This window comes from Candidatus Methylarchaceae archaeon HK02M2 (assembly GCA_024256165.1).
Taxonomy (GTDB): Archaea; Thermoproteota; Nitrososphaeria; order Nitrososphaerales; family JACAEJ01; genus HK02M2.
On sequence record JAKLZG010000050.1, the window covers coordinates 1 to 17,393 of the forward strand.

Here is a 17,393-nt window from a genome sequence, read left to right on the forward strand (position 1 = left end):
GCAACTTCCATAAAGACAAATATGTAGCGGTAAATCAACAAAGACATCTCGATCAGAACCATGGGTATATGTGCTCGTCGGAAGGTGATGAGAATATCCGTCATCGAAGTTGTCAATACAAGGAAATACAAGCAAGAAAGGGCTCCTTCTACTCTGAAAAATGTCGTAATAGCCATTGCGACTCCATTATTAAAGATAGTCAAGCTGAACCAAGGTAAAATTATCTCTAAAATGGATTCTCCATAGCCAAAGAATAGGGCAATAATGAAGCAACTTGCGATGACAACTGCAGTTGGATACACTAATAAGCTCCTATAGAAGTGAACTGGTATCTTGGCAAAACGCAACAGCAAAGTAGTAGTTGTTAGGAATACGATTATATGTACTAGTGGCGATGGTGATGTGACACATATAATGAGCGTGGAGAGCGCAAAGAAGATTTTTGTTGTAGGAGAATTCTTTGCTAGAGGATTCATGTATGCGTATCTATCGATCTGTACATGTACGTGACTTAAGCTCATCCAACTTCATCTTTCAGTCTAATGGTTTAATTTTTGTGCGTCATATTTTTTTGCTCTCTTTCCCTTCTCGAATCCGATAAAGTATCCTATAATGATAGCTCCTATTGCTGCTTGGGTTGCGAATAGCAGACTTTCTATTTCACCGCTTGGTGGCTCCCAGATCGGTTCAAACCAAGGTTCATAACCCGTCTCCGAGATCAACTCTTCTGCGGCACCATCTGCACCACCGTATTCTGCTGTTGGAAGGATTGCTAAGGGTATAACAAAGAGAGCAACCATAACTAAGATTAGTATGACATGTTTGGTTTCCACTATTCTTTCTCCTCCTGCGTAAGGGAAACGACAGGCAATTTAATTACTCCCATTGTACTGAGAATCTGCCCCTTATACTTGACTAGGAAGTCGAAGATAAGTATCGCAAGAATGCCTTCACCGATGGCCAATGGAATCTGCGTGAATGAGAAGACAGTTCCAAACTTTATCAACGCGTCCCAGAAACCTGCCGCTGTTGGAAAGGCGAGAGCAAGTTGGGCTGATGTCATAAAATAGGTGAACAAGTCTCCCAAAGCAACGGCAAAGAAAACTCCAATGGAATTCGACACCTTCATTTTCCTAAGGACGATCCATATAGCAAAAGCCACGAAAGGCCCTAATATTCCCATAGAAAAGGTATTTGCACCTAATGTAGTCAGACCTCCATGTGCTAACAGCAGAGCTTGAAAAACCAAGACAATCATTGAGAGAACTGAGGCAATTGCAGGTCCGAACAATACAGCAGCTAAACCTGAACCTGTTGGATGCGAACAACTACCTGTGACAGATGGTAGCTTCAGAGCAGAAAGCACAAAGATGAATGCACCTACTAAAGCAAGTAGCGGCTTAGCCTCAGGATGCTTTTTTGTAATGTCAGAAATCCTATAAATGCCGTACGCCACTATTGGTATTGAAACTAAGAACCAAATTTCCCACCATGGGCTGGGAAGAAAACCTTCCATTATATGCATTTTTTATCATTGGATGGATACTCCAACCATGTATTTAAATATTAGTTTAACTGAAGTTAAGACCTGGTTTAACGCATTTTTTAGGGTTGAAAAAATGGTTTTCCTAGGGGGTAAGGGTGAATTTACCAAGTTTCAAATTCTGCAGAAGATCATGCAAAGTCAACCACATGTCAGGCAAAAGGATATTGCATACGAGCTCGGGATCACGATACAAGCCGTTTCAAAGCAACTTAAAGCGCTGATAAGAAGCGGGATGGTGGAGGCAGGTTCAGAGAGCGCAAATTATAGGTTGACTCCCGATGGTCTTGAGAAGTTACATACGGATATTGATGACTTGGAAAAATATGTAGTAAGGATTAAAAATTATTTGAAGAATGAACGTGTGTGGCCAGCCATAGCAGTACAACCAATAAAGGAGGGTGATGAGGTAGGACTGATTATGAAGGGTGGTGTCCTATACGCCGTAGAGTCAAACCATCCGGATGTTGAAGCGTTTGGAAGGGCTGTCATAGATGCCAACCCAGGAGAGGATGTTGGCGTGGGGAACTCAAGAGGGCAAGTAAAATTAAATCGAGGGAGGATTTTGATTATTAAGTTACCCAGTATAAAAAAAGGAGGCTCAAGAATCGTTGACTTGGAAAAGGTTCACAAATTATATGAAGAATTCAAACCAGATAGAATAGGCGTTATGGGAACTGTTGGAAGGGCTGTCCTAAATAAATTGAATCTCAAAGCTGACCTTGAATTTGGCGTAACTAGAGCAGTTGCTTTAACCGCATTAAGAGGATTAGACGTATTTGTACTTTCAGTCGGCAGAATGGCCAACAAAGTGATCGAAGAAATAGGTAATATGAGTGCCAAACATATTGTTGACATAATATATACAGTTGAAGACGTAAGGATTCGGTGAATGCTGTTTTTGCTTGAGGTTTTAATAGTACCTTCTCAATATGTGATATCTTGTCTTACCGCGTTATAAAAGAAAATCATAATTCCGACACCTTTCTGAATGGTAGGATAGCGCTACAAGCACCGTTAAGCTAAAAGATTTTCACATCTCTACCCTTTGAATGATAAGATCTACACAGCTTTAAAATTGACAAGCATCAAAGTAAGAGTTAAAAAGTTACGAAAAATATCTTTGAGCTAATTGATTATCGACTTTAACTTCGAGGGCAAATATGTGGTAGTTGTTGGAGGCGGCCCTGAGGGTTACCGAAAGACCCTAAGCTTCTTGGATGCTGGAGCAAAGGTTCTTGTCATAAGTAAACAGTTCTCAGCTGGCTTAAAAAAGCTGAATAGTCTTGGAAAGGTTAAGTTATTGATCAAAGATATTAAAAAAGGGTTTCCGATTTTCGATGATCTTAGACCAAAGCCAGACTTAATCATAGTCGCTACCAATGATAAAGATTTGAACCAAGAACTTGCCAAGCAAGCAAAATCAAATAATTATATGGTGCTAGCCGTGGATAACCCCTCTATTAGTGATTTTACACAACTAGCTATAGCTCAGATAGGAGACTTCAGAATTGCCATATCTACTGGTGGAAAGAGTCCTGCAATGGCCAGAGTTTTAAGAAAGAGAATAGAGAAGATAATTAAAAAAGAAGACATACTACAAGTTCAGTTACAAGAATATATGAGAGGGATTATAAAGCAAAAGGTTCCAGACCATAAGATTAGAAGAAGACTTCTTTACACCATACTTAAAAATGATGAAATTCGAAAGCTAATAAGAAATAATGAACTTGATAAAGCAAAGACAATTGCTATGGGGCTTATAAAAGATTCTTCGGTTAATGATATGGTTCAAGTATCTTAGAATTTTTTATTTATAGGGGCTTATTCCAATATTGAGCTAAAGCAAATAAAGCTCCATCGAATAGATAATTGCTTGGCATGACGTCAACTTTCACTTTTAATTCGTGCAACGTCCTTGCCGTTAGGGGGCCGATCGCTACAATAGTCGATTTGTTATTCAGAAGATTTCTTAACTCATTTACGGATATGTGTCTCTTAAGCATTTTAAATAGATTATTGACGGATAACGAGCTACCGAATATTATTGCATGAATCTTTCCATGGATCAAATCATGAATAAAATTTTTCTCAATATATGAATTTTTAGGAATTAGTGATTCATATACATAAATCTCTCTTACGATAACCCTCATCATTTCTAAGTTTTCTTTTAGAGTTGGAGTTGCAGCATTTGTACGGAGCAGATAAACGATTTTGCCTGAAATATCAAGTTGCTTTAGGCTCTCCACGATCCCATGTGAACTATATTTTTCTGGTATTAAGTCCACACGAATTTGGTAAGATTCTAGCTTAGAAGCAGTTTTTGGACCAACTGCTATTATAAAGACTTCATTCAGATATTTTAATAATTTATCTCTTAACTTTAGGATTTGAGCGGATTCAAGTAGATACTTTATACCGTTGACACTCATGAAGATAACGTAATCGACCTTTCCTTTGGCAAGGGTGTCAGTAAAATTCTTAACGATAGATAGGTCATCTGATCTTTTTGTTTCTATAGTTGGAATTAGATAGGGTTCTCCTCCTTCTCTTCTGATAACATCACAGACTTCTTCCGCCTGATCTTGAGGTCTTGTTATGGCAATCGTTCTTCCATTGAACATATAGGCACCTTGAACCAATGAAGTTTTTCCCCAAACTTAACGACTTCGCCTATAACGATTACAGCAGGGGGACCCACCTTCCTTTCTTTAGCTTCATTTACTATTGTGCCGAGCCTGCCAATTAATGTCCTCTGATCTGATAAAGTTCCCCGCTCGATGATCGCTACACGAGTATCCAAGCTCAGACCCCCTCTTATAAGACTCTCCACAATCGACTCTAATTGTCCTACACCCATTAGAATGACAATTGTATCTACCGAATTAGCTAACTTGTCCCACTTTATCGTTTCTTCCTTATTTGTTGCTCGGTGACCTGTGACGATAGCAATAGAGGAAGAATAAGCCCTATGGGTGAGGGGGATGCCTGCATAGGCGGGGGCTGCCAAAGCCGAGGTTATTCCTGGCACTACTTCAAAGTCGATATCATGGCTCATCAATATCTCTGCTTCTTCCCCCCCTCTACCGAAAAGAAATGGGTCTCCACCTTTCAACCTGACTACCATCTTCCCTTTAAGAGCCATGCCGATGATCAATTCGTTGATCTCTTCTTGAGATAACTCATGTTTTCCAGGTCCCTTTCCAACATATATTTTCTCTGTATTCTGTGGGACTAATCGAAGGACCTTTTTGCTTACAAGTCTATCATAAATTACTGCATCTGCCTTATTTAGGAGTTCTACAGCCCTTACTGTAAGAAGATCAGGATCTCCTGGCCCTGCGCCAACAAGGAAGACTTTACCATACCCCATATTTTTTCCTCCACTCGATTTCGAAAGCTTTAGCCCCTTTTTCTAATAGGCTTTGAGCAACCTCACCACCCAACCTTTCAGCTTCGTCAGGATGTCCCTCAGCTGTAGAGAAGATTTTCTTACAAGTATCGACCGAAAAGACACAACCATAAAGTGATAAGGACTTGTCATTGGCACGCCCTATAACTCCAATAGGCACACGACAGCCGCCTTTAAGAGCAAACACTAAACTTCTCTCAGCAGTAACTTCAGCCTTTGTTAGAGGGTCGTTTATAGAAGAAAGCAGTTCTATGACGCCCTCATTATTTTCTTTTGTAACAACAGCTAAAGCTCCCTGTCCAGCAGCAGGAGTAAAATCATATATTGGAAGGCGTTCAGTAACCAGATCCTTCATTCCCATTCTATCAAGTCCTGCTTCAGCCAATATTACACCATCGAATTCACCTCGATTTACCTTAGCGATTCTTGTTTCTACATTACCTCTAATTGGTTTAACCTCTAAATCAGGGTGTAAAAATTTGACTTGAGCCATTCTTCTCAAGCTACTAGTGCCTATAACTCCACCCTTGGGTAACTTTTTCAAAGGTATATTTTTGGAAAATAGAACGTCGTGAGGTGAGAATCTTTTTGGTATCGCCACTATTTTTGTCCCTAAGTTTTCTGTGATGGGGACGTCCTTTAGGCTATGAACTGCAAAGTCGACCTCTCCTTTCACTACAGCTACATCAATTTCCTTTTCAAAGATACCTTTCCTATCAATAGTGAAAAGAGGTTTTCCTCGTTCTTTATCTCCTGTAGTCTTGATGACTTTAACTTTTACCTCTAGCTCTGGATGAAAGAATTTTAGGCTTTTTATGACTGCATTTGTCTGTATCAGTGACAGCTTGCTTCCTCTGGTGCCAACTGTTAATATCATTCCCGAAACTAACCGACCTTACTTATGTTTCTTAAAGCATCGTCAAAAGCATTGATAATATCTTCTAAATCCTCCTCAGTATGTGCGGTTGATAGGAAGCAGGTTTCGAATTGCGAAGGTGGTAAGAATATACGATGTTTTAAGAGTTTATGGAAGTAACTTTGGAACTTACTTATGTCGGATAGCTTGGCTTTTCTATAATCGGCTACCGGATGAGGAGCAAAGAAAATCTGGAACATAGAGGATATACTGTTTACTTGTGCTTCGATACGATGATCGAAAACCGAGTCTATAAAGGCTTTCTTTATCTCTTCACCTGCCTTTTCGAGTTTTGGGTAAATTTCGTTCTGATTTTTATTCAAAATTTGAAGAGTAGCGTAACCTGCAGCTACCGAAATTGGATTACCACTAAATGTTCCAGCTTGGTATACTTTACCAAGCGGGGATACATATTGCATGATTTCCTTTCGACCACCAAAAGCAGCTATAGGAAAACCACCACCAAGTATCTTACCCAATGTTGTTATATCTGGTTTTATATCATAGTATTCCTGCGCCCCTCCCAAAGAGAGCCTAAAGCCTGTAATGATTTCATCAAATATAAGGAGTATACCGTGATCGGAAGTTATTTTTCGCATCTTATTTAGATATCCTTCCATTGGCAGGATGAGGCCAGTATTTCCTATGACTGGTTCCACTATTAATGCGGCTATATTACATCCCTCATTTTCAACAATTTCTTCTAACGCCTTGATATCATTATAAGGCAAGACTATAGTGTTACGGCTAGTCTCCTCAGGGATGCCTAGCGAAGTGGGGGCTCCAAACGTAATGGCTCCCGATCCTGCTTTGACTAGAACATAATCATGAGAACCGTGGAAGCACCCTTCGAACTTAATGATCTTCTTCCTTCCTGTGAAACCTCTAGCTACCCTTATTGCATGCATCGTTGCTTCTGTACCCGAGTTTACTAGCCTAAGCATTTCTATAGACGGTATCAACTTGCTGATTAATTCTGCGAACTCTACTTCCTTTTCAGTTGGGGTACCATAAAGTGATCCCTTTGCTAGTTGCTTTTCAACAGCATCTAAAACTTCTTTAGATGAATGGCCAAAAATCAAGGGGCCATAAGCCATACAATAATCTATATAGGAAGTTCCGTCTACGCTGTATATTTTGGAGCCACTTGCCTTTTTCACAAAGAACGGATAAGGTTCAAATGCTCTGACAGGACTATTCACTCCGCCTGGTAATACTTTTTTAGCTCTTTTGAAAAGCTCTTGTGATCTAATTATCCCTGAGGTTAATCTATCCATAGTTCCACATCCTTGGCAAAGTAGGTGATGATCAAATCTGCTCCAGCCCGCTTGATACTTGTCAGAATTTCAAGGATTGCAGATTTCTCATCAATCCATCCCTTTTGAGCAGCTGCTTTTACCAGAGTATATTCTCCACTTACATTATATGCAGCTAAAGGAACATCAAATTTCGCTTTGATACGATATATTAAGTCTAGGTATGGTAGGGCTGGTTTGATCATAACTATATCCGCTCCTTCGTGGATATCCAGCTCAACTTCACGCAGCGCCTCATTTAAATTTCCGTAATCCATTTGGTAACTCTTTCTATCTCCAAATTCGGGCTTAGATTCAGCTGCCTCTCGAAAGGGACCGTAAAAGCAAGAAGAGTACTTTGCTGAGTACGCCATAATACCTAAATGATTAAAGCCAGAATCGTCCAAAGCATTTCTTATTGCTTTTACCTGACCATCCATCATAGCAGATGGAGCAACGATGTCCGCACCAGCCTGAGCTTGACTGACAGCTACTTTCTCTAAGATTTTGAGAGTAGAGTCATTATCAACTTCCCCATCTTTTAATATCCCACAATGTCCATGGGTAGTATATTCGCAGAGGCAGATATCGGTCATGATGACAATTTGATCACCAAATTCGCGTTTTAATTCACGAATTGTTCTTTGAATAACTCCATCTTTAGCGAAAGCTTGGGAACCAGTCTCATCTTTTTTTGAGGGCACTCCGAAGAGAATTAGGGCCTTTATGTTAAGGTCGATCATTTGTTGAACTTCTTTAATCACGTATTCAATTGGCAATCGGAAATATTCTGGCATCGACTCGATGGGCATAGGTTTTTGTGCACGTTCATCAACGAAGATAGGATAAACTAAGTCACTTCGATTTACCCTGATTTTACGCATCAAATCTCGAAGGGCAGATGTCCTACGCAATCGCCTTAGCCTTATTAGTGGAAAACTCAAATATTGAAATGCCTCCATAAGTTTTCTTAACTAAGGTGTAAGTAAGTCCCGATTGTCAACTTCAATCTTATAGCCCCTAGGCGTGACCATTCTTCCGTTTAATACCTGAGTAGTTGAGTTCCCAACGATAATCGTAGTAGCCATGTCTATCTCGTAGTTCATCATATTCTCAAGTGTAGTCATAACAGCTCTTTCTTGTTGTCTTTTAGCTTGTTTAACTATTCCTACAGTAGTTTTAGGACTCCGGTAACGTAATAATATTTTATGAGCTTTCATCAATTGTGTTCTCCTCTTCTGACTTTTTGGATTGTATATGATTATTACAAAGTCAGCCTTTGTTGCTAACGTCAATCTTTCTTCAATAAGTTTCCAAGGGGTCAGGATGTCACTTAGGCTTATTATAGCGAAATCCCCCATGATAGGGGCCCCAAGTACAGCTGCTGCCGCTACAGCCGCTGTTATACCTGGGACGATCTCTATATCGATATCCGCTTTTCTAAGTTCTGCTACCTTGATAATTAAGCCTGCCATACCATAAATACCAGGGTCACCTCCACTAATGGCGACAACTCTTTTACCCTCTAGAGCCTTCATAATAGCTACTTGGGCTCTCTCAACTTCATGACGCATCCCAGTTTCGATGACATCAGCATCCTTTGGGATCGTTGTTCGAATCAATTTTATGTACGTTTTATAACCTACAACAACTTCTGATTCTTCTATTTCTTGTTTGGCTTTCAATGTCATATGTTCGATTGCTCCAGGCCCGATTCCAACAACAGCTATCCGTCCCTTATGAGAAGATCTGATAGATGTATCCTTCTCTGATAATTCTATTCACCTCTTGAGATGGCTATCGTCACACCTTCCTTGAACTTGGTCTTTTTTAGGAGCAAACTAGCTCTTTTCCCAGCAGCGATCAATGCTGCTTGTTCGCATACTCCTCCTACTCCTACTTGCCTTTTGACAATTTCTGAAGGTAGAGACAAATCGGCATGCTTAAGCGTTTTGATCTTATGCATGTCTATGATCTCTATCGGCAATTCTAAATTTTCAGCAGCCTCAATTATAGACGAACCTTTTTTTATCTCTGCGGTAGCCAAACAATTCACTCGATTTAGCGAGATGTTTACTCGATCCAAAGCTAAGGTTATAGCTTTGGTAATTTCTTCTTTATTGATATTCTTTTTAGAACCTATTCCTACAACTATCTTCATAGGATTGAGATAGACTATTGGTTTTTTCGACTCTCCTTTTGCATTTTCTTCCGTGATGATTATACCCGCATCATAAGCATTTATGATCTCTTTCGCCATTTCGACGTCATCCACGACTGTTGTCTCAAAGTCTTCGATGAATCCGAGTAGATAGCTAACACCTTCTGTTAAAACTACGATTACACTTTCTTTGTTCACTATAGCTGAATTGACAGGTAGAAGGCCTTCAAAGTTATTAATCTTGCAATGCAATTCCCTTGCGAGTTCTTCAACGCTCTTCTTACCTAATAAATCGGAAGCAGTTGTAACAACAACACTAGCTCCTATCCCATCAGATATCAATTTTGTAAGTTGATTAGATCCACCTAAATGACCAGAGAGAAGACTGACTGCAAATTTGCCCAAATCGTCAACTGCGACGACTGCTGGATCGGTTCTCTTATCTTTTAAACAAGGAGCGATGGTTCTAACTGTTATTCCGATAGCCATAACCGAAATTATTGCATCCACCTTATCAAAAATATTTTTAATGAAATCGCCTAGTTTAGTATTCATAGGCGTTATTCCATCGGTCACATACTTTGCTGGAGCAAAGACCGTGCAATCGTACTCCATTTCACTTAATGCGTTTTTTATCTTGATAGCAGTATCTACACCATATTTGGAAAGAGTGATGATCGAGACGCCTTTAGAGAACATTTTTACCTACCTTTGCGGTAACCATGAGTAAAGGTTGGATCGTAAAGTTTTGAAAACTCGTATGTTTTTGGTTTCAATACTTCTCCTACAATGATCAGTGTAGTCTTCTCAAACCCAACCTCTTTTACCTTTTTAGATATTTTCTCAAGAGTACTTTTAATTATTTTTTCTTCAGGCCAAGATGCTTTATATACCGCTGCGACAGGAGTATCTTTGGGTAAACCTCCTTGTAAAAGATCTTTGACTACAGAATCGATCTGTTTGATGCCCAAAAATATGGCTATGGTTGCTTTATGCTTCGCCAAGTCTTTGATCAATCTTTTCTCAGGCACTGGAGTCTTGCCTTCGGGTCTAGTTATGATCACAGTTTGGGAAATAGAGGGTAATGTTAATTCCCTCTTCAAACTTGCTGCGGCTGCAAATAAAGAACTCACGCCAGGAACTACTTCGCAGTCTATTCCCTTAGCCATAAGGTGATCGATCTGTTCCTGTATAGCTCCGTAGATGCTTGGATCACCATCATGAACTCTGGCAACGAGTTTGCCTTCTTTTACACTTTTTATCATAAGATTCAGAAAGTCCTCTAAATTCATTGTGTCGCTGTTGTATATTTCTACTCCGGGTTTAACGAACTTAAGTATTTCCTGGTTTACTAGAGAGCCAGCGTAGATTATTACGGAAGCCTCTTCAAGAATCTTTTTACCCTTAAGTGTTATGAGCTCAGGGTCTCCTGGACCAACACCTATAAAGACGACTTTGCCCACTACCTTTCACCCCTTCTTTTTACTATCGCCAGAGAGAAATAATCTTCATAGGCACGCCAACTCTGTATATTGATTAATTTCCCTATCTTCATCTTTTCATCAGGCATAGTGCACCTTCTGGCTAAGATAACCCGTGAATTTTTTGTAAAACCTGCTTTTTCCAGAATGGGGAGTATGCTTTCTAGGTGCTGAATTCTTTTCATGAAAACCAAGTTATCTGAATACTTGACTATTTCTCTAATTTTATCAAGATCACTGTCAGATGGTACTATCGACAATATCTCATTCCCCTCTACCAGAGATACACCGGACCTTGCAGCACAAGCCGTTAGTGAAGTAATTCCCGGGATGATCTCTATATTGATTTCAGGATATTTCTCTCTTATTTTACGTGAGAGATAAGTAAATGTACTGTATAATGTTGGGTCCCCTAACGTAACATAGGCAATTAACTTTTCACATTTTGCTTTTTCGACAATGATTTCAGCATTCTTTTCCCATGCTAATTCAAGTTCTTTTTTATTTCTCGTCATTGGGAGTATCAATTCGAGTATCTCAGGTGGTCTGTCTCTCTTCTCCAGAACTGGTTTTATTACGTTCAGAGCTATACTCGGCTTTCTTTGATGCGCCTTAGGGACGAATATTATATCTGCCTCTCTTAGCGTCTTTGTTGCTTTGATAGTAATCAGTTCTGGATCGCCAGGCCCGATTCCTATTCCCACTATTCTTCCCATTTTACTTTCCACCATAAAGTCAACTCTTCTTGGCCGATATTATCGTAATTGGATTTCTCGCAATCATCATAGTTTTTCTGCCTACTTCTCGTCCTTTGGCAATAAAGGCTTGGATAACTTCTAACTCCTTGAAGTTTAGCTTCTTAAGCTCGACTATTGCTGTATAACTTGTCTCCAAGAGGATAGAATTTATAACTATACATCCATTCACTTTCAGTTTTTTAGCAGAAGTTTTTATCACATCTTGCGACAATCCACCTCCAATGATAATGGAGTCGACTATTGGTAGATCATACATAGCCTCTGGAGCCTTGCCATGTACACATGTAACGATGTCTTCTACTCCAAACCTTTTTGCGTTCTCTTTGGTCAATCTGATAGATTCTTCTTCTTTATCTATAGAGAAAACCTTGCCCATCGGAGCTACTTGCAGTGCTGCTTCAACGGTCAGACTACCTATACCACAACCTATATCGATGACATAACTTCCTTTGTGAAGGCGGGTTTTAGAGATAGTCAGTACCCTGATCTCTTCTTTTGTAGGTCCAGGGATTCTATCACTTTTAATGAATAAGTCATCTGGAATTCCGGGAACCTTATGAATCCACATTGTCATTCACTTTGAGTTTGGGTTGATCTCAGCTTTTCGATTACCATTACACTTAAAGGGTCAAAGCTGAGTCTTGATAAACTCTTCAATGTGCCTTTGACGATTTTCTCCTCAGGATAGGTAAGCCTTTCACAAATAGCAACAGGAAGTTCTTCATCAAATCCTTGCGCAAGTAAGAAATTCAGTATTTTGTTGGGAGGAAAAGACTTGGGACCTGGAAGGAGTACGATATTTTTACCTTCATTTACAGCTTTGATCAGTATCTTCTTTTTTTCAGGACTGGTCTCTTGATGAAAACTGATGAGAAGACCGATATCATCCCAACATAGACAAAGGCGTGCTAGGCAAGTTTGTATTGAACTTATACCAGGTATAACTTCAATTTCAACATCTTCTTTGATTTTAAGAACTGGTTTCAGAAGGCCGAAGATGCAGGGGTCTCCAGTTGATAATATTACTACTGATTTACCACTTTTAGCTACTTCTATCCCGAATTTAAGAGTACTGTGAATGTTACTGGCATTTAGTGACAACACTTCTCCTTTGATTTCACTTGAACTTTCAAGCATATTTAAAACCCTCTTACTCCCTATGAGAAGATGTGCATTTTGTACTGTTTTCCTTGCAATTGGAGTTATAAAATCTGGTGTGCCAGGTCCTGCACCCACTATAAAGATCTTGCCTGCATGCTCTTTAGTTCGCTTCAGCTTTCCCATGAGATCCAACAACCGTTCCATCCAAAGCGACTAAAATGGTGTTTATCTCTGCCTTATTTTCAATCCTTTCCATAGATCGTTGGCTGATTTCCCCAGCTATTTTGTTAAATGTAACATGTAATAGTTTTTTTTGTTTAAGAATTCCGATCATCTCTTCTGTAGTATTAGATTGCAATATAGCTTGAATAGTTGCTGTATCTGCACCAGATGCTCCGGCATAAGCTGCTATGACTTCCTTTCGAGCATCACCCGATTTATGATGAGTGTTGAATATACCAGCTGCAACTTTTACAAGCTTTCCCGGATGTCCGAAAAGCATGATTTCTTTTAATCCTTTTTCTACCGCTTTCTTTAACATAAACCCTATAAAATCTCCTGTCTGAACGATACCATCATTAGGAACATTGAGTAGTTTCCTTGCAAGTTTTTCTCCAATATTTCCTGGCACCAAGATAATACGCTTATATTCTTTAGCTATTGCAATATCTATCTGTGAAACTAAAGAGCTTTTGTATGCTTCAATCGAAAATGGCTTGACGATACCTGTAGTACCGAGAACAGATATTCCATCGATTATGCCTAACTTTTTGTTAAATGTTTTCTTCGAAACCTTTCCGCTTTCAGGGATGCTTATGACCACTTCAGCTCCTTTGTTAGGAGGTAGAACTTCTTTGATGGCCTCTTTTATCATCCTTCTTGGGGTAGTATTTATAGCTGGCTCACCAAGTGGCACTGGTAATCCTGGCTTCGTAACGATACCTATGCCCTTACCTCCCTTTATAACGATCTTGTCATCTTCTGATAGAGATACTTTAGCGAAAATCTCTAGACCGTCAGTGACGTCTGCATCATCTCCAGCGTCCTTTATGACGGAGGCTGTGACAGTATGATCGCTCATTCTCTTACACTCTTTCACTGGTACCTCTATACGTAGACCCAGAGGACTTGGGACGACAACTCTGTCAACGGGACCGCTCAATAAGGTTAGTACAGCAGCTTTGGCTGCTGCAGCGGCACAGGTACCTGTTGTAATTCCATACCTTAACATTTTTTGCATACTTAACACCTATAGAATCATACCTCCATATTCTTCAGTGGCGGACTATCCTCAGCGATAGAAAGCAAAGTGTTGGTTATGGCTACAGCTACGGCGCTTCCACCTTTTGGACCCCTAACGATTATTGATGGAACTGGTAAATTTAAAATTTCTTCCTTCGATCTTTCGGCACCGATAAAGCCTACAGGAGTAGCAATTATTAAAGCTGGGTTAATAGATTTACGTTTAACTGCATTTACAACTTCGAATACGGCTGTAGGCGAATTCCCAATCACTATCATACATCCGTCGGACGCTTCTTCTAAGAGGATACGCATAGCAGCTGTAGCCCTTGTAATCGACATGCGACTTGCCAAGTTTATTGATCGATCGTTATCGATATATGTGATAACTTTGCCGCCAAACCTCCTTAACTTCGCTTCATTTATCCCAACCTTAACCATCTTTACGTCAGTAATTATATCTGATCCCGCTTTGATATTATTTACACCTTCTTCGATGGCATTTCCATTGAATACCAACAATCTAGCGAATTCAGGATTTGCTGTGGCATGAACTACCCGTTCTATTATGGGAACATGAAGTTTAGGTACACTCTCTAAAACATCAGGAATTGATTGTCTTATAGTCTTTAAACTCGAACTCATAATTTTTAAACCTGCAATGTTGGAACCATTGATTTCATGCTTCGAATTCATCTTTTGAGGCGAAGTGTACTTTTTATCAAGTGCTTCTAGCGCCTTATCCTCTATTATTTCAGCTATTCTTTTATCAGGCCCTAAAGGTTCTCCATAAATGATTTCTATTTCTTTTGAAGGGAATTTATCGGTTTCTAAATTTGAATTTAATATAAATGGAATATCATCTTCTGTGTGTTTTCCTCGTGTCAGAAAAACGGGAATTACGACGACCTTCTTAGCTCCTTTGTCAATAACATTCTTTATTGCTTCTTGGAGTGAAGGTTTATTCCTCATCATGAAGCTAACTTCAACTATTTTGAATTTCTGCATTCCTTGCACAATTTTGGCTAACTTTTCTAAGGTATCTTTGCTGTGTGGAAGTTTGCTTCCATGACCGACAAGGACGAGTCCTACTTGATTCACATGCACTCCTCCTGTATTTCTGCAAGAGCTCTTAAAGCAACTTGATCTTCTAGATGAAGATCAAAATGATCTTTGCAGTAGTAATGGGTACATTTTTCACAATACCAATTACCTAAAGAAGAACAAGATGGACATCTTAGATTAAAAAGTTCAAATATCTTTTTCACACTCTGTTGATTATTATTAACTATCATGGGGCGCAATTTTTCCATGATAGGAACGAGAATCCGTTTTATTAACACGCAAGTTAAACTATCCACGATCTGTTTTTCTTCGTCATTACTGTATCTTAACATACCAAGGGCTTTTTTCAACTCTTTTTTACGCACTTTTTCGGCACGGGATAAGATTAACGAGATAATTTTTTCAGCATAAAGGGTTTCTAGATTCCTCTCTATCAGAGGCAACATTTTTTCGATTATCTCTTCTACCTTACTTACCTCCTTCCTTCTATTCTCTAAGTTTCTTTTAGCTATCAAACGTAGCCCATCAATATTGTATAACTTAATATGTTCGATCGACTTTACGCCCTCATCAACATTTCTTGGATTCGAAACATCGACGATAAGGAGGTCTTGAGTTTTTTTACGTCTTCTCATAGACTCTTTTACTTTATCTGTAGTCAAGATGTAGTGAGGTGCATTAGTTGCACAGATCACTACATCTGCTTCTGATATAGCTTCTTTCAATTGGTCGAAGTGTATAGCCTCGCCGTTCAATTCTTTTGCAAGCCGGAGAGCTCTCTCATAAGTTCGATTTGCAACGAATACTGCATCTATCTCCTGTCTAACAAGAGCTTTTGCAACAAGAGTTCCTATGTCACCTGCACCAACAACAAGTATATTCTTCCCGTCAAGTCCTCCTAAGGTTTCCTCTGCAAATCTGACTGCTGCAGATCCTATAGATACCGCGCCTTTGTTAACATTTGTCTCTTGCCTTACACGCTGACCTATACTCACAGCTTTATGGAAGATCATTTTTAAAACGGGGCCCGCCGTACCATTTGTCTCAGCCTCTAAGTAGGAATCCCAGACCTGTCCGAGGATTTGATCTTCGCCTATCATCATGGACTCTAGGCCAGACGCGATTCTGAATATGTGTCTTAAAACATCTTGGTTAAAAAAAATCTCTATTGATTTAGATACTTTTTCGGCGTTATTACCTGACCTTTCAAGCAGATACTCTACTAGCGCGTCAACAACTCTCTCGTCATTGTTGAACACTGAGTAAATTTCGACGCGGTTGCATGTTTGGAGAATAAGACATTCAACGATATTGTCTATTCGGTCACAAATATCATTTAAAGCATTCCTCTTATCCCTAAATGCTACTGCTTCAATCAGTGGGATATCGGCATTTTTGTGATTAACTCCTATGTTTAAAATATTAAAATTTAATTCATTTAATTTATCCATGGATGGATGGTCCATCCAGAGTTTTATTTAAATTTATGGTTGGATTATCCCACCATATAATAACTATAACTCACTCATAGAGAGGTATTGGTTGGTGAGATTGATTGAGACATTTTGTATACAGTTAGGAAGACTGCACTTTACAAAACGCCATTTTTTGGAGTTGATAATGTATAGTATCTTTCAAGTAGCAGCTCAGCTACTGGTGAGAGAATCAGTATTTTATGAGAGATTCATAAGATCAGCTGTAATAAACTATCCAAAACATTTTATAAATTTGTAGAATAACAATTAGCTAATGTAACTGTTCTACCTGTTTTCTCTGGATGTCTTGCTCTTTCTATAAAAGACATGCCTATCCCTTGAGTCCAAATCTTCCTATGAGGTCTGATATGAATGAAGCACCCATCCCCCTCTTCAATTATCCTCCATTTGTAGACCTCGTTAGCTTTAGGGTTTGTTATAGGAAGAATTTCTGCTCTTCCTTGGAACTGAATAACTCGTGGAGGTATGAAGCGGAAGATGTATGGAATCGGGATAACCACCGCAACATGAGGATTTTTTGATATATTACGTACTTTCTTGGTCTGCCTACCCGATTGGATGTAGATGTCAAGCTCCTTTGCAGAGTAGATAACACCAACAGCATGGGGTTTGCCATCTAAGGATGTTGTGGAAAGTATACAGAAGCTATTCTTCTCTAGTAGCTTCGTAATCTCTTTAATCAGTACCAATATCTGCACAGATGTATGACCAACATGAAGCTGTTAAATATGTCGAATTGTCAAGTTTTTTGTTATAGGAAATACTTTATTAATAATCTCCTCCTAATTATATAAGGAGATATTATTGAGTGCTGAAGATCAGATTAAGGCTGTTTCTGAGGAACTCCTAAAGGCGTTGTCTACCAAGAATGTTGTGGGTGAACCAATGGAGATGGAGGATAAAATATTAATCCCGATTAC

Annotated in this window: 21 protein-coding genes; 3 read left to right on the forward strand and 18 right to left on the reverse strand. The window is 39.3% G+C overall.

All coding sequences use genetic code 11. The annotated features are described in order from the left end of the window. The 3 genes from L6N96_04025 to L6N96_04035 all read right to left on the reverse strand — a co-directional run. On the reverse strand, positions 1-521 hold a 521-nt coding region (locus tag L6N96_04025; protein ID MCP8323327.1), incomplete at its 3' end, for a hypothetical protein. An 18-nt stretch (positions 522-539) separates the two neighbouring features. Beyond that, entirely contained in the window at positions 540-833 is a 294-nt protein-coding gene (locus tag L6N96_04030; protein ID MCP8323328.1) for an energy-coupling factor ABC transporter substrate-binding protein, read from the reverse strand. Further along, complete coding sequence (locus L6N96_04035) at positions 833-1,525, reverse strand: energy-coupling factor ABC transporter permease (GenBank protein MCP8323329.1); 693 nt, start codon at positions 1,523-1,525, stop codon at positions 833-835. Before L6N96_04035 ends, L6N96_04030 begins: the two co-directional genes overlap by 1 nt. 94 nt (positions 1,526-1,619) lie before the next feature. Between L6N96_04035 and L6N96_04040 the strand changes: the two genes are divergently transcribed. Together L6N96_04040 and L6N96_04045 are read left to right on the forward strand one after the other, a co-directional pair. After that, positions 1,620-2,435 (forward strand): winged helix-turn-helix transcriptional regulator, encoded by an 816-nt coding sequence (locus tag L6N96_04040; protein ID MCP8323330.1) that lies wholly within the window; start codon positions 1,620-1,622, stop codon positions 2,433-2,435. A gap of 240 nt (positions 2,436-2,675) precedes the next feature. Then, the gene (locus L6N96_04045; protein ID MCP8323331.1) at positions 2,676-3,347 is read left to right on the forward strand and encodes a bifunctional precorrin-2 dehydrogenase/sirohydrochlorin ferrochelatase; all 672 of its coding nucleotides are present in this window, start codon (positions 2,676-2,678) and stop codon (positions 3,345-3,347) included. 10 nt (positions 3,348-3,357) lie between these two features. Here the strand turns inward: L6N96_04045 and L6N96_04050 are convergent, their stop codons facing one another. The 14 genes from L6N96_04050 to hemA form a co-directional block, all read right to left on the reverse strand. Further along, positions 3,358-4,188: a uroporphyrinogen-III synthase gene (locus L6N96_04050; protein ID MCP8323332.1), complete on the reverse strand. Its 831-nt coding sequence runs from the start codon at positions 4,186-4,188 to the stop codon at positions 3,358-3,360. Then, on the reverse strand, positions 4,143-4,919 hold the full coding sequence (cobA, locus tag L6N96_04055) for a uroporphyrinogen-III C-methyltransferase (protein ID MCP8323333.1): 777 nt from the start codon (positions 4,917-4,919) through the stop codon (positions 4,143-4,145). The genes L6N96_04050 and cobA overlap by 46 nt, the downstream gene beginning before the upstream one ends. Further along, positions 4,906-5,835, reverse strand: a complete 930-nt coding sequence (hemC, locus tag L6N96_04060; GenBank protein ID MCP8323334.1) for a hydroxymethylbilane synthase — start codon at positions 5,833-5,835, stop codon at positions 4,906-4,908. The genes cobA and hemC overlap by 14 nt, the downstream gene beginning before the upstream one ends. A gap of 8 nt (positions 5,836-5,843) precedes the next feature. Further along, positions 5,844-7,151, reverse strand: a complete 1,308-nt coding sequence (gene hemL / locus L6N96_04065; GenBank protein ID MCP8323335.1) for a glutamate-1-semialdehyde 2,1-aminomutase — start codon at positions 7,149-7,151, stop codon at positions 5,844-5,846. After that, entirely contained in the window at positions 7,139-8,131 is a 993-nt protein-coding gene (gene hemB, locus L6N96_04070) for a porphobilinogen synthase (GenBank protein MCP8323336.1), read from the reverse strand. Before hemB ends, hemL begins: the two co-directional genes overlap by 13 nt. A 12-nt stretch (positions 8,132-8,143) precedes the next feature. Further along, entirely contained in the window at positions 8,144-8,860 is a 717-nt protein-coding gene (gene cobJ, locus L6N96_04075) for a precorrin-3B C(17)-methyltransferase (GenBank protein MCP8323337.1), read from the reverse strand. A gap of 86 nt (positions 8,861-8,946) precedes the next feature. Beyond that, positions 8,947-10,029: a cobalamin biosynthesis protein gene (locus tag L6N96_04080; protein ID MCP8323338.1), complete on the reverse strand. Its 1,083-nt coding sequence runs from the start codon at positions 10,027-10,029 to the stop codon at positions 8,947-8,949. 2 nt (positions 10,030-10,031) lie between these two features. Next, entirely contained in the window at positions 10,032-10,793 is a 762-nt protein-coding gene (cobM, locus tag L6N96_04085; protein ID MCP8323339.1) for a precorrin-4 C(11)-methyltransferase, read from the reverse strand. Next, positions 10,793-11,527 (reverse strand): precorrin-2 C(20)-methyltransferase, encoded by a 735-nt coding sequence (cobI, locus tag L6N96_04090; GenBank protein ID MCP8323340.1) that lies wholly within the window; start codon positions 11,525-11,527, stop codon positions 10,793-10,795. Before cobI ends, cobM begins: the two co-directional genes overlap by 1 nt. A 19-nt stretch (positions 11,528-11,546) precedes the next feature. Continuing rightward, on the reverse strand, positions 11,547-12,137 hold the full coding sequence (cbiT, locus tag L6N96_04095; GenBank protein ID MCP8323341.1) for a precorrin-6Y C5,15-methyltransferase (decarboxylating) subunit CbiT: 591 nt from the start codon (positions 12,135-12,137) through the stop codon (positions 11,547-11,549). Positions 12,138-12,139: 2 nt separating this feature from the next. Then, the gene (gene cbiE, locus L6N96_04100) at positions 12,140-12,853 is read right to left on the reverse strand and encodes a precorrin-6y C5,15-methyltransferase (decarboxylating) subunit CbiE (GenBank protein ID MCP8323342.1); all 714 of its coding nucleotides are present in this window, start codon (positions 12,851-12,853) and stop codon (positions 12,140-12,142) included. Then, entirely contained in the window at positions 12,831-13,910 is a 1,080-nt protein-coding gene (gene cbiD, locus L6N96_04105) for a cobalt-precorrin-5B (C(1))-methyltransferase CbiD (GenBank protein MCP8323343.1), read from the reverse strand. Before cbiD ends, cbiE begins: the two co-directional genes overlap by 23 nt. Positions 13,911-13,927: 17 nt before the next feature. Next, positions 13,928-15,013: a precorrin-8X methylmutase gene (locus L6N96_04110; protein ID MCP8323344.1), complete on the reverse strand. Its 1,086-nt coding sequence runs from the start codon at positions 15,011-15,013 to the stop codon at positions 13,928-13,930. After that, positions 15,010-16,428 carry a glutamyl-tRNA reductase gene (hemA, locus tag L6N96_04115; protein ID MCP8323345.1) on the reverse strand — a complete coding sequence of 473 codons (1,419 nt, stop codon included), beginning with the start codon at positions 16,426-16,428 and terminating at the stop codon, positions 15,010-15,012. The genes L6N96_04110 and hemA overlap by 4 nt, the downstream gene beginning before the upstream one ends. 100 nt (positions 16,429-16,528) lie before the next feature. On the opposite strand from hemA, the gene L6N96_04120 reads away from it, so the two are divergent. Next, positions 16,529-16,711, forward strand: coding sequence for a hypothetical protein (locus L6N96_04120; protein MCP8323346.1), 183 nt, complete (start codon positions 16,529-16,531; stop codon positions 16,709-16,711). Here L6N96_04120 and L6N96_04125 read toward each other — a convergent pair. Further along, positions 16,698-17,162 carry a pyridoxamine 5'-phosphate oxidase family protein gene (locus tag L6N96_04125; GenBank protein ID MCP8323347.1) on the reverse strand — a complete coding sequence of 155 codons (465 nt, stop codon included), beginning with the start codon at positions 17,160-17,162 and terminating at the stop codon, positions 16,698-16,700. The two genes, L6N96_04120 and L6N96_04125, sit on opposite strands and share 14 nt — an antisense overlap. Between the last annotated feature and the right edge of the window lie 231 nt (positions 17,163-17,393).